The sequence below is a fragment of the Microbacterium phosphatis genome (genome assembly GCF_049177115.1).
GTDB classification, from domain to species: domain Bacteria; phylum Actinomycetota; class Actinomycetes; order Actinomycetales; family Microbacteriaceae; genus Microbacterium; species Microbacterium phosphatis.
In genome coordinates, this window is sequence record NZ_CP185370.1 from 2259912 (window position 1) to 2273042 (window position 13131).

Genomic DNA, 13131 nt, shown 5'->3' on the forward strand with positions numbered 1-13131 from the left:
CCCGGCTCCCCGCGCGGCCGGCTACGGGTAGACGACCACCGGGCGCGGGCGCGCGGCGTCCGGCCAGAGCGCGAACGACGCCACGGCCGACGGTGAGGCGAACCCGACGGCCGCGTGCACGGCGGCCCCGCCCGGGTCGACGATGTAGACCGTGCGCGGGGTCAGGGGCCGGGTCACCGTCTCTCCGGCGGGGATCACGATGTCCTTCGGCGTGCCATCGACCCGGGCGATGGTCACGGTCACGGTCTCGTCCGACGGATTCGCGATGCTCAGCGCGGCGTCCGACCCCTTCGGGACGGCGAACAGGGTCCGCTGGGCGACGGCCGGGGCGGCGGTGTGCCAGGCGAAGTCGGCGCCCTTGCCGAAGCCGGTCGTCTGCCAGACGGCGGCGACCACAGGGGCATCGCTCTGGACGGTCACCGTGTAGTCGCCGGCGACGAGGCCGCCGAGATCCACCTCGAGCGGGCTGCCCGCGACGGCCTGGACCGTCTCGGGCTCCCGCGCGGGCGCACCGCCCGAACCCGCCTCGCTGACGGTGATGGTGACCGCGGCGTCCTGCTCGGACAGCAGACGCACGATGGTCGTGGCGCCCTCGGTCGTCGCGGCGGCGCCCACGACCCGGAGTCCCGGGATGATCTGGGTGGTGGCGGGGCGCACGGCCGACTGCAGGTCGATACCGCCCGGATCGAGCGTGCGGATCAAGCTCGACTGCAGGGTCGCCCGCACGGGCGCTCCCGTGGCGGTGATGCGCAGCACGGGGCTCGCCTCGCCACCGGCGAGACCGGCGATCGGCAGCGCGACCTGCGTGCGCGGCGGGATCGCCACGGCCTCCGCGCCCGGAGGGGTCGTGGGGCCGCTCACGCCGTAGACGGTGATCTGCACGGTGGCATCGACGTCGCCCGGGTTGGCGACGAGCAGGATCCCGGTGGTGCCGGTCTCGGTGTCGCCGCCCACGATCCACGACTCCATCTGCGGGGCGCGGCACGCGGAGGCGGCGAAGCCCGAGAGGTCGACGTCCGACACCGACACCGAGGACGCCGCGGCGGCCGAGACCGGCTCCTTGCCGTCGGGCAGCTGAACGAAGCGCGAGGCCGCCGCCTCGCCCTCCACCGTCGGCTGGGCGAGGGCGTCGGAGGCGGGCGCGTCGCCCTGGTCGTTGCCGCTGGTGACGGTGCTCGGGGCGGCGACGGTCAGCGCCTGGGCGTTCTGCGGATCCCGCCCGAGGGCGAGCAGGGGCCCGTCGCAGGCCAGGACGGTCTCGGCGGGCGCGGGCGTGACATCGAGTGCGACCGGCGGAGTCGAGACACCGGGCCATGGCAGGGCGGCCGCGGCGGTCACGGCCGCCACGGCGCCGATCGCCGTCACGGAGCCGAGGATCAGGCGGGCCCCGAGCCCGGCCGGGAAGCGCGACGGCCTCTTCACGCGATCGGCGCTCATGCGTCCGCCCCCTCGTAGCCGCGGCCGACGACGCGCGGCATCCGGCGCGCCGCGCGCCGCGACGCGAACGTCGGGACAGCCAGCAGCAGCGCCACCAGCAGCGCGAGGGCCTGGGTGGTCAGGATCCAGCGGGCAGTGGCCTGCTGGCGGTCGTCGAGCCCGGGACGGGGCTGCGGATCGGCGTCGAGACGCCACAGCACACCCTTGGCCGTCTCTCCGACGCGGACGAATCCGGGTCGCTGGTCGATCGCGGTGATCGCATCGAGGCGGCGGGTGCGGGCGGCGTCCGTCTCGCCCGGCCCCGACGCGCCGGCGGTCAGCAGCACGAAGCGCACCCCGGCCTCGCTCAGCAGAGACTGCACCTGGCCTGAGCTGGCGCTGACGAGGTCGCTCGAGATCTCGGCGAGTGCGCGGTCGTCGTCACCCACCACCGGGTCCGTGTTCTGCAGGGTCGACTGGCCGCCCAGCGTCTCGCTGGCGCCCCAGACGAGGCGCGTCGCCACGCCGCCGTCGGGCTGCGCCGTGAGGACGAGCGTGCCGAGGTCGTCCTCGTCGGCCGCGCGGGCGGTGACGTAGGCGGGCAGCGTCGAGGCCGGGCCGTTGGCGAGCACGGCATCGCCGCGCGCGAGGGAGGTCAGCGAGGGGACGGAGAGCGCGACGATGCAGGCGGCGGCGAGAAGGCCCGCGAGCCGGGCGAGCCCGCGCCGCGGGATGCCCGCGTCGAGGGTGACCGCGGCGGCCGCGACGACGCCGAGCCACGCGAGGCTGAGGCTCGTCCCGGTCCAGACCGGGACGGCGGTGGCGGCGTCGGTGGCGACCTGCACGACCGAGACGAGGTGCGCGGCCACCAGCCCGACGGTGGCGATGACGACGCCCGCGATTCCCACGCGCCAGCGGGGCGTGAGCGGCGCCGCCAGTGCGAGCACGGCGAGCGGGATCAGCAGGAACGGCACCCAGAGGGTGCTCGCGTCGGCGGCCCCCATCCAGGCGAGGGCCGATCCCCAGCCCGCCGGGTCGGCGGTCGGGAAGCCGAAGGCGAGCAGCAGCGGGTCGGTGGCGCTGCCGGCCCACGGGTGCCCCGGGTCGGCCAGCAGGCCCCAGGGGGTGCCGCGCGTCAGCTGGGCCTGCACGAGCGGCACGGCGAACACCGCGCTCGGCACGATCAGCCACAGCACCCGCGCCAGCCCGCGGCGGATCTGGAACGCGATCGCCAGCAGCAGGCCGAGCGCCCAGAGCACCACAACGGCGGGGGCGAGAGACGGCGCGCAGGCGAGCACACCCAGCAGCAGGATCGACGCCGCACCCGACGCGCCCCACGAGCGGTGCGCCACCGAGGCGGTGAAGAACAGCCAGGGCAGCAGCAGGTGCAGCAGCACCGCGGCGGGGCGGCCCTCGATCAGGGCGGCGAGGAAGCTCGGCGCCAGCGCCCACACAACGGCCGCCGCGGCGCGCACGCCGGAGCGGTCGGACACGCGGGTGGCGGCGAACCAGCCGCCGAGCACGGCGAGCGGCAGCGCGAGGACCCACAGCGCCACAAGAGCGAAGGACGGGCGGGCGGGCGAGAGGGATCCGAGGAGGGCGACGACCCCGGCGAAGGGGTCCGCGGGCCCGACGTCCCCCAGGCCGGTGGCACGCGCCCCGAAGGCGGCGTCGGCCCACAGGCCCGCGACGGCGTCGCGCAGGGGCAGCAGGGCGCCGCCGCCGAGCACGGGCCAGGCCAGCAGGGGCAGGAAGGCGACGACCGAGACCACGAGCGCGGCGAGCACTGCCCAGGCGCCTCCGCCCCCGAAGAACCGCAGCTCGCGCCGGACGACGGGCTCGCCCCCGTCCGGATCCTGATGCTCTCGCAGCTGCGCCGGGGTGGCCCGCAGCGGGGTGATCTGCGCCCACGAGCCCGTGCGGAAGGCCCGGATCGCGCGGCGGGAGCGCACGATCGCCGACAGCCGCACCATCACCGTGACGGCGGCGCCCCACTCGGCAGGTACCCGCGCGGGGGCCTTGGCGACCAGATGCAGGAACGTGCGCCACAGTGCGAGCGGCAGCAGCGACAGCCAGTGCAGCGGCACGGCCCACAGCGGCGCGTAGGCGAGGCGGCGGTGCAGCTGGGCGGTGCGCACGGCGTAGGCGCGCGCCATACGCTGCTGCGGGATGCCCGCCATGCCGGCCACCGGCGCGTGCACGCGCGCCCCGGGGGCCAGCGCCACGCGGCGCCCCCCGAGCCGGGCGCGGACACCCATGTCGAGGCCCTCGTCCGCACCGGCGAGCGCCGGGTCGGGCAGCAGGTGGGCCCGGGCGTCGCTGCGCAGCAGCATGCCGCGCACGTCGGCACCGAGGACGTCGTCGTCGCCGTCGTGCTGGCCCTGGTCGTACTCTCCCCCGGCCAGCGCCACCGTCCGCCCGTAGCGGGTCATGCTGACACCCAGCGAGACGATGACGGACGGATCCTGGGCGTCGACCAGCTTCGGCGCGGCGATGGCCACCGACGGCGCACGCTCCAGGGCCGCGGCGAGAGCGGCGAGCGTGCCGGGCTCGGGCTGGGTGTCGTGTGCGAGCAGCCAGACGGCGCGCCCCTCGGGGACGCGAGCGGCACCCATCCGCACGGCCGTGGCGAACGAGGTGGTGGCGGGCGCCTCGATGGCGCCCTCCGCCCCGGAGCCGTCGATCAGGGTGCGCAGCTTCTCGGCCGATCCGCACACCACCACCGTGAGGTGGTCGACGGGACGCTCCTGCGCGCGCAGGGCGTCGAGGGTGCGCTCGAGCTGGGCGGCGGCCGCGGGAGTGGCGCGCGCGACGAGGATGGCGTGGACGGCGGGGGGCATATCGCGGTCGACTCTAAGCGCCGCTTCCCCGATGCCGTGGGAGGTCACGGGCGTTTCGACTCGCTTCGCGCGCTCGATGAGCGGGAGGGTTCGGGAGCGCGGCGCGCTCGGCGTGAGCGCGGGAGGGGCGTCAGCCCGCGGCGCGCTTGAGCTTGCGGCGCTCGCGCTCGCTCAGGCCGCCCCAGATGCCGAAGCGCTCGTCGTTCTGCAGGGCGTACTCGAGGCACTGGCTGCGCACGTCGCACGTGGTGCAGATGCGCTTCGCGTCGCGGGTCGATCCGCCCTTCTCGGGGAAGAACGCCTCGGGGTCGGTCTGGGCGCACAGCGCGTCGCTCTGCCAGGCGAGGGCGCTGTCCTCATCGGTCTGCGGCGTGCGCACACCGGGCACACCCAGGTTCACCGGGTCGACGAACCAGTTGTCCGGCACCCCGGAACGGTACTGCGATGAAGTCATTTCGCTCTCCCACTCCTTCATGGCCCCCAACGGGCGCGACATCGTGAGAGTAATTACACCTGTGTGATTCCCAAAACTCAAGCCGCAGATCGTAAACCCTCAACCGAGGCATGAATCTTCATTGCCGCGCCTCGGCGTGTCGGCTACGGCGTGTCGCGATCCGTCGATGGTGTGCCGGGCTGCGCGATGAACGCCTCGCCGTCGCCGGTGATCCGGATCCGGCTCTCGTCCGGGGTGACGAACACCGCGCGAGCGGGGGTGAGCGCGACCTCTCGCCCGTCGTCGCCCGCGACCGTCACGGCGCCCGCCGTGGCGAGGACGATCAGCGGGCCCGCGGGCCGGATGACCGCCTCGGCACCGCCCGCGCTCACGCGGGCGCGCAGGAGCGCGAAGTCCGGCACGTCGGCCGGGAACGCATCCACGCCGCGGTCCTCGCCGACGCAGACCGGCAGGACCACCGGCACGGGGCCCGGCGTCGGATCGAGGATGCGCAGCAGCTCGTCGACGTCGATCCGCTTCGGGGTGAGGCCGCCGCGCAGCACGTTGTCGCTCGCGGCCATCAGCTCGACGCCGAGGCCCGACACGTAGGCGTGCAGCATGCCGGCGCGCAGGAACACGCTCTCACCGCGACGGAGCACCACGTAGTTCATCAGCAGCGCGACGACCACGCCGGGGTCCCCCGGGTACCAGTGCGCGAGGCGGCGCGCGTTGGCGAGCTCGGCCGCGAACTCGGTCGACTGCGCGTCCGCCAGCGCGGCCTCGATCGCCGCCACGACATCGCGCGCCTCGCCCGACAGCAGCCAGCCGATCGCGTTCGCGAGGCCCTCGTCATCCGCCAGTCGCGCCCGCAGCGGCGCGGCCGCCTCCCCGAGCGCCTCCAGCAGCCGCCGCGTCGCGCCGAGCTCGCGGAGGCCGCTCAACGCCTCGAAGCGATCGGACAGCGCCACGATCATCTCGGGCTTGTGGTTGTCGTCCGCGTAGTTGCGCGGCGCGCCCTCGGGCAGGCTCGCCTCGCGGGCGAACGCCTCCTCGGCCTGCGCCTTCGACGGGTGCACCTGGATCGAGAGCACCTGCGAGGCCGCCAGCAGCTTCAGGAGGTAGGGCAGGCGGGCGGTGATCCCGTGCGCCGCGCCCTCCGCGGCGATCCAGCGGTCGAGCGTGAGCCCCGATCCGTCGGCGACCTCGGAGGGGTCGGACGGGTGGTCGCCGTACCAGATCTCGGCCTCGGGCCCTGCGGCGTCGGGGCGCCCCTCGAGGGCGGCGATCAGGGTCGTGGACCCCCAGGCGTAGTCGCGCGGGGCATTGGTCAGCGGAAGCAACACGTCACCAGGGTATTGGTCTCGTGCCGGTAGCCTGAGTTCACGATGGCCCAGATCACGCGGTACACGGCTCACAACCCTCCGACGGCACCGGAGAGGGAGGCCACCTCGCACCAGCTTCTGCGCGCGTATGCGGCCTTCGTGCTGTTCGCCGGGTTCGCCCATTCGCTCTGGTGGAACCTGCTCGGCGAGGCCGGCGCGGTCGCGGTGCTCGCCTTCACCACGGGCGCCTCCGTCGCGCTCTGGGTCCCCCTCATCCGCAGGGCGGGCCTGCGCTGGCGGCGCCTGCCGTGGATGGCGCTCGCGTACGTCGCCTTGGCGCTGGTGTCGGTGCTGTGGTCGCAGTGGCCCGGCGCGACGCTGCTGACCTGGGCGCTGCTGGCCGGCTGCACGGTGCAGGCCCTCGTCATCGCCCACACCCTGAGCTGGGCGGAGATCCTCCGCGCGCTCGACGTCGCGCTGAAGTGGGTCATGGGCCTCTCCCTGGCCATCGAGCTGTGGGTGGCGCTGGTGCGCCGCGAGGCCCTCCTGCCGAACTTCGTCGACGCACCGGCCGACGTCGACCCCCAGCTGTACTGGGTGCGCGGCAACCTGTTCGAGGCGATCATCGGCGAGCGCATCCAGGGCATCGTCGGCAACGCCAACTACCTCGGCATCCTCTGCGTGCTGGCCCTGGTCGTGTTCTCGATCCGCCTCGCCACGCACCCCCCGTACGCCGCCATGCAGATCGTGTGGCTCACGGTGACGGCCCTGCTGTTCGTCCGCTCCGGGTCGGCGACGGCGCTCGCCTCGTTCGTCGGGGCTCTTGTGGTGCTCCTCATGGTGCTCACGATGCGGCGTGCCCGGACCTCCGGCGAGCGCAGCCGCCGCTACCTGCTCTTCTCCGGGATCGGGGTCGGCGCCGTGATCATCGTCTGGCAGCTGTGGGATCGCGCGCTGGGCATGCTCGGCCGCGACGACTCGCTCACCGGTCGCAACGAGATCTGGGCCGCGGTCTGGGAGCGCGCGCAGGAGCACCCCGTGCTCGGCAGCGGGTTCTCGTCCCCCTGGGTGCCCTGGGACCCGGCGTTCGACGGCTGGATCGTCGACCACGGGCTCTCGGTCTTCCACGCGCACAACATGTGGCTCGACGTGTTCATGCAGCTCGGCGCGGTGGGCATCGTGCTGGTGTTCGGCGTGTACGCGGCGCTGACGTGGCGGGGCTGGTTCTTCGCCGTCGACCGGCCGCGCTGGGACCTCGACGCGAACCGGCCCTATTCGCCCATCTCGATGCTCGTCCCGCTGGTCGCCGCCCTGCTGCTGGTGCAGGGGCTGACCGAGTCCGGCCCGATCATGCTGTGGGGCTGGTCGCTGGCCGTCATGCTCTCGTTCAAGATGAAGCTCGCGCCGATCGTCGGCGTGGGCGCCGACCTGCCCGCGCGCGAGGTGCTCGCGCGATGAGCACGGGCGGCGGCGCGCACGCGGCCGGACTCATCCGGCTGCTGCAGTCCGCCGACTTCGCCCGCGCCTTCACCCTCGCCGCGCTCGGCACCGGCTTCGCATCTCTGCTGATCGGCCGCACGGCCGGATCGGTCACGCTCGTCACCATCGTGATCGCCCTCGACGTGGTGGGCGCGGCGATCCTGTTCGCCCGGCGCGACGAGCTCACGCTGCTGCGCTTCGCCCCCACGAGCCTCCTCGCCTTCCTCGCCTGGACCCTCGCCAGCACCTTCTGGTCGTTCGATCGGGCCTCGACCCTGCGCGGGTGGTTCGAGCTGCTCGCCTGGGGCCTGCTCGCGATCGTGATCGCGCACGTGCGCGACACCTTGCAGACGGTCCGCGCGCTCGGCGACGTGATGCGCTGGATGCTCGCGATCTCGCTCGGTGTCGAGATCCTCTCGGGGATCCTGCTCGACATCCCGTTCCCGTTCCTCGGCGTCGCGGGCGACATCGCGTTCGGCGGCCCGATCCAGGGGATCTTCGGCACCCGCAACATGCTCGGGTTCGTCGCCGTGATGGCGCTCATCACGTTCACGATCGAGTGGCTCAGCCAGTCGATCTCGCTGCGTCTGTCGATCTTCTCCCTCACGCTCGCCGCGTTGCTGGCGGTGCTGTCCGCCTCCCCCACGGTGCTCGTGATCGCCGTCGCCGTGGGCGCCGCTACCCTGGCGCTGGCGCTGGTGCGCCGTTCCGCACCCGAGCACCGGCGCACCACGCACACCGCGATCGGCGCGGTCGTGGCGACGGTGCTGATCGTGTGCTGGTTCCTGCGGCACCTGATCATCCGGCTGCTGGACGCGGCCAGCGACTTCTCGATCCGGGCGGATCTGTGGAACGAGATCCTCGACTGGGTGCGCCCGCGCCCCGTGCAGGGCTGGGGCTGGCACGGGCCGTGGCTGCGGGGCGACGACGCCTCGGCACCCTACCCGCTCAACGTCATCAACTTCACCCTCGATGACCGTCATGCCTCCGCCCTGAACTCGTTCTTCGACGTGCTGATCCAGGTCGGCTGGGGTGGGCTGCTGCTGTTCGGCGGGATGAGCGTTGTGGCGGTCGTGCGGTCGTGGCTGGTCGCCGGCGAGAGACGCTCGATCGTGCATGCGTGGACCCCGCTGATGCTGGTGGCGCTCCTGGTCGACTCGATGTTCGAGAGCTTCACGCTCACCGGCCTCGGCTGGATGATGCTCGTGGTCTGCGCGGTGCGCGCCGGCCAGTCGCGCTCGTGGCGCGAGCGCATCCGCGATCTGGCCGAGGGCGCGCCCGGCGGTCACGGCTCCGGGTCGTCCCAGGATCCGCTCTCGGGCGCACGGTAGGCTCGGGGGCGGTCCGCGCCGCCTAGATCCGGTGCACACACGCTGAAACCGTTCGGAGCCCGCCTTGGTTCACGTCCTCCAGAACGTGGTCTTCCCCCTCGACCGCGACCCCGACCTGCTGCCGCTCTACGCCGATCCCGATGCGTGGACGACCGTGAAGCTCGCCCCGACCGACGACCACAAGAAGGTCCAGGAGGAGACGCCGCTGCGCGTGTCCGACAACGCCCGCCTGAGCAACATCCTCGGCCGGCACCGCGCGCGCATCGTCGCGGGGCGACGGGTGTCCTTCGGGGCGTACTTCAACGCGTTCCCCGCGGCCTACTGGCAGCACTGGACGCCGATCCGCGACGTGCGCCTGACGGTCCGCACCACGGGCGACGCCACGATCCTCGTGTTCCGCTCGAACGGCGCGGGCGTGCGCCAGCGTCTCGAGACGCGCGACGTCAGCGGCACGAGCGAGACCAGCTTCGACATCTCGCTGACGCAGTTCAGCGACGGCGGCTGGATCTGGTTCGACATCGCCACCGACACGCAGGAGGCGATCTTCGAGGGCGCCGAGTGGACCACCGAGCAGGATCCGGTGCGCACCGGCAAGGCATCGCTCGGCATCACGACCTACAACAAGCCCGACTACTGCGTGGGCACGCTCCGCGCGCTGACCGAGAGCCCCGAGGTCCTCGAGCTCGTCGACCGCGTGTTCCTCGTCGACCAGGGCACCGACCGGGTCGACGCGCAGCCGGACTTCTCCGAGGTCTCCGACGCGCTCGGCGAGCAGCTGCAGATGATCATCCAGCCCAACCTCGGCGGATCCGGCGGCTTCGCCCGCGCGATGTCCGAGACGCTGAAGCGCCCGCAGAGCGACTTCGTCCAGCTGCTCGACGACGACGTGCGGATCGAGCCCGAGTCGCTGCGCCGCTCGATCGTCTTCGGTCGCTACACGACCAAGCCGACCCTGGTGGGCGGTCACATGTTCGATCTCCTCGACCGCCCCAAGCTGCACGCCTGGGCCGAGGTCGTCGACGAGCGGACGTTCATGTGGCGCAACCTCTTCTCCGAAGAGGGCCTGATGCCGCACGACTTCGGTGTGACGAACCTGCGCCAGACCAAGAAGCTCCACATGCGCATGGACGCCGACTACAACGGCTGGTGGATGTGCCTGATCCCGACCGCGGCGATCCGCAAGGTCGGTCTGTCGCTTCCCGCGTTCATCAAGTGGGACGACGCCGAGTTCTGCCTGCGCGCCGGCCGCTCGGGCTTCCCGACCGTGTCGATGCCCGGCGTCGCCCTGTGGCACGTGTCGTGGATCGGCAAGGACGACGCCATCGACTGGCAGGCCTACTTCCACGCCCGCAACCGGACGGCGGCGGCGCTGCTGCACTCGAAGAAGCCGCGCGGCGGCACCTTCCTGTTCTCGAGCCTCAAGACGGCGCTGAAGCACCTGCTGATGATGCAGTACTACCCCGCCGAGCTGCGCCTGCAGGCGCTCCGCGACATCCTGTCCGGCCCCCAGCACATGGTCGAGAACCTCGCCACGGCGATGCCGGCGGCACGGGCCACCGCGCAGCGCTTCCCCGAGACCGTTGTGCACAAGGAGACCGAGCGGGTGCTGCGCTCCCGAAAGGGCCGTCCCGTCCAGCGCCGCGGCAACCGCCTGGCGCTCGACCAGGCCCCGACCGGCGCCGCCATGGCCGCGTTCACCGCCATCCACGTGGTGCTGCACTGGTTCCACTCCCCCAAGCCGAAGAACGTGCGCATGCCCGAGGTCGAGTTCGCCAAGGGCGACGCCGACTGGTGGCGCATCCCGTACTACGACAGCGCGCTCGTGAGCTCGGCCGACGGATCCGGCAAGCAGATCTACACGCGCGACCGGGCCCGCTTCCGCTCGATGCTCGTCGAGACGCTGAGCCTGCACCTGAAGGTGTGGCGCCGCTGGCCGCGACTGGCGATGCAGTACCGCCGCCAGGTCAAGCACATCACCTCGGTGGCCACGTGGGACGGCATCTTCACGGGGGACGGCAAGTGACCAAGACCCTCGCCCCCGCCCCGGACGCGACGCTTCCCGCCTCGTTCGATCCCGCGACGGCGACGATCGTGATCGTCACCTACAACCGCTCGCATCTGCTGCGCGGCCTGCTCGAGTCGATCGTGCGCATGGACCCGAAGCCGGGCCACGTCGTCGTCGTCGACAACGCCTCGGCCGACGACACCACCGAGGTCGTCGAGTCGTTCCGCGCGCGCCTCGGGTCCGAGCTCGTCTACCGCCGTCTCGAGGAGAACACGGGCGGATCCGGCGGGTTCAGCGAGGGCATGCGCGTCGCCTACGAGCTCGGATCCGAATGGATCTGGCTGATGGACGACGACGTCGAGGTGATGCCGGACGGCCTCACCCGCATGGGCGTCTGGACGCCGCGCTTCAAGAGCATCCAGGGGCGCCGCTACGACTACGACGGCAGTGAGTTCTACTGGCAGTACCGGGTCTCACCGTCGCTGGGCATCCCGATCCCCTTCGCGCCCGCCGACTTCGACGCCTCGGGCTACCGCGAGATGAACTCGGGTTGCTTCGAGGGCATGTTCATCCACCGCGACATCGTGCGCCAGGTGGGTCTGCCCGATCCGCGGTTCTTCATCTACTGGGACGACCAGACCTACGGCTGGCTCGCCTCGCGGCTCACGACGTCGGTCATCGTGAACGAGTTCGTCCTGCGCCGCACGCGCGAGCTGAAGCAGTGGGACATGGGCATCCGGCACCTGAACGCCTCGAGCAACGCGTACCGGTACTACATCATGCGCAACCGCGGCATCATGAAGCACTACTTCCAGGCGCACGGCGCCTACCGCCCCGTGCGGTACACGCTCGGCACGGCGCTGACCTTCGTCAAGGAGCTGATCCGCCTGGTCGCCGTCGAGCGCACGGTGCGCGGGACGAGCAACCTGTTCCGCGGCATCCGCGACGGTCGCCGGATCGCCGCCGACCCGACGTGGAAGACGATGCCCGCCCTCGACGCGAGCTGAGCTCCGCCGTCTCGCGGAAGGCCCGGCCGCTCGGCCGGGCCTTTCGCGTGCGGGTCAGAGCGGGTAGAGCCGGTCGGCGAGCGCGCGCTTGCGCGCCCCGAACTGCTTCGCCTTGTCGGGGAACGAGGTGTCCATCGAGGCGTCCTCCGAGCGGATCACGTCGCCCGGCGCGACGGGCACCCAGCCGGTGCCCTGCTCCAGCAGGCGGCGGTTGGCGACGTCGTCCTCGCCGCCATCGCCGATGACCACGAACCCCATGGCGCCGGCCGCGGCAGCGAGCAGGTGGACGTGGGCGCGTGATGCCACCCAGCGCTGGCCCGCGCGGGCCGGGAGCCCGTCGGCCCAGAGCTCGCCGAACGGGTGGAAGCGCGCATCCGGACGCGCGACGCCGCGGAAGCGATGATCCTCGGGGGCAAGCGCCTCGACGAAGGCGACGCTCGCGGGCGAGATGCCGGCGGCGAACCCGTCGATGGTGGCGGTGATCGTCGCGTCGTCCCACTCCGCGCGGTCGCCCTCGATGAGCACAACGCGGTCGCAGGTGGGCCGGCGGTCGAACAGGGGGCGCTTGAGCGCGAGGGCGAGGTAGGCGTCATCCAGCGCCGTCTCGGCGGGTTCGACCTCGGCGAAGGCGTCGAGGTCAGCGGGGAGGTCGATGCCCGTGGCGATCACCCGCACCCCGAACGCCTCGTGCACGGCCCGTGCGGCCGAGAGCAGCCCGGGCTGGTCGGTCAGATGCGGACCGCCCACGAGGTGGATCGAGCCCACCTTGCGCAGCTGCAGCAGCCCGTTGTCGAACCAGGGCGAGCCGAGGTCGCGGACAAGGCGCCCGATCCGGTCCGCGGCGGCCTCCGCGTCGAGGCCGTCCCCGCCGCGCACGAGCTCCCAGAGGGTGTCGGTGGTGCGCAGCCGCGGATGCGTCGAGCGGAACAGGTGCGCCGCGCGGCCGGGGTGCGGGCAGTCGAGCCACACCTCGCGCTCGGGGTGGCGCAGCGCGAGGTAGTCGAGCCACGCCCGGGTGATCAGCTCCTCGCCGTAGTTCGGGACGCCGGCGGCGGAGACGAGGTACAGGGGCTGGGACGCCGTGGTGAGGGGACCGGCGGCGGGCGCGGCGGGCGTCGGAGACGCCGGCCTTGTCGCGGGCATCTTCGCGCGCGACGGACCGAATAGCTTCATTGCGTAGAGGGCTCCAGGGAAGGACGGACGCGCCAGGGTCGGGATGAGGAGCGGGAACTCCTCCCCCTGCGCGCTCCCAGACAACGTACAGGAAGACCGCCCCGAAGGCGGACATCACTGTCCGA

The 13131-nt window shown here is 72.7% G+C and carries 9 protein-coding genes; 4 read left to right on the forward strand and 5 right to left on the reverse strand.

Annotated elements, in window-relative coordinates; translation table 11 throughout:
• Positions 1-21: 21 nt before the first annotated feature.
• From ACOKGD_RS10770 to manA, 4 genes are all read right to left on the reverse strand, one after another.
• Positions 22-1437 carry a DUF5719 family protein gene (locus ACOKGD_RS10770; RefSeq protein WP_342337319.1) on the reverse strand — a complete coding sequence of 472 codons (1416 nt, stop codon included), beginning with the start codon at positions 1435-1437 and terminating at the stop codon, positions 22-24.
• Positions 1434-4256, reverse strand: coding sequence for a glycosyltransferase (locus ACOKGD_RS10775; RefSeq protein WP_342337320.1), 2823 nt, complete (start codon positions 4254-4256; stop codon positions 1434-1436). The genes ACOKGD_RS10770 and ACOKGD_RS10775 overlap by 4 nt, the downstream gene beginning before the upstream one ends.
• 130 nt (positions 4257-4386) lie before the next feature.
• On the reverse strand, positions 4387-4710 hold the full coding sequence (locus ACOKGD_RS10780; RefSeq protein WP_342337321.1) for a WhiB family transcriptional regulator: 324 nt from the start codon (positions 4708-4710) through the stop codon (positions 4387-4389).
• A 143-nt stretch (positions 4711-4853) separates the two neighbouring features.
• Entirely contained in the window at positions 4854-6032 is a 1179-nt protein-coding gene (manA, locus tag ACOKGD_RS10785; protein WP_342337322.1) for a mannose-6-phosphate isomerase, class I, read from the reverse strand.
• A gap of 42 nt (positions 6033-6074) precedes the next feature.
• Here manA and ACOKGD_RS10790 point away from each other — a divergent pair, with 42 nt between their 5' ends.
• The 4 genes from ACOKGD_RS10790 (at position 6075) to ACOKGD_RS10805 (ending at position 11833) form a co-directional block, all read left to right on the forward strand.
• On the forward strand, positions 6075-7469 hold the full coding sequence (locus tag ACOKGD_RS10790; RefSeq protein WP_342337323.1) for an O-antigen ligase family protein: 1395 nt from the start codon (positions 6075-6077) through the stop codon (positions 7467-7469).
• A complete protein-coding gene (locus tag ACOKGD_RS10795; RefSeq protein WP_342337324.1) occupies positions 7466-8821 on the forward strand; it encodes an O-antigen ligase family protein in 1356 nt (451 codons plus the stop codon). Before ACOKGD_RS10790 ends, ACOKGD_RS10795 begins: the two co-directional genes overlap by 4 nt.
• Before the next feature lie 64 nt (positions 8822-8885).
• The gene (locus ACOKGD_RS10800) at positions 8886-10844 is read left to right on the forward strand and encodes a glycosyltransferase (protein ID WP_342337325.1); all 1959 of its coding nucleotides are present in this window, start codon (positions 8886-8888) and stop codon (positions 10842-10844) included.
• Positions 10841-11833, forward strand: a complete 993-nt coding sequence (locus tag ACOKGD_RS10805; protein WP_342337326.1) for a glycosyltransferase — start codon at positions 10841-10843, stop codon at positions 11831-11833. The genes ACOKGD_RS10800 and ACOKGD_RS10805 overlap by 4 nt, the downstream gene beginning before the upstream one ends.
• A gap of 54 nt (positions 11834-11887) precedes the next feature.
• On the opposite strand, the gene ACOKGD_RS10810 is transcribed toward ACOKGD_RS10805, so the two are convergent.
• The gene (locus tag ACOKGD_RS10810; RefSeq protein WP_342337327.1) at positions 11888-12976 is read right to left on the reverse strand and encodes a hypothetical protein; all 1089 of its coding nucleotides are present in this window, start codon (positions 12974-12976) and stop codon (positions 11888-11890) included.
• Between the last annotated feature and the right edge of the window lie 155 nt (positions 12977-13131).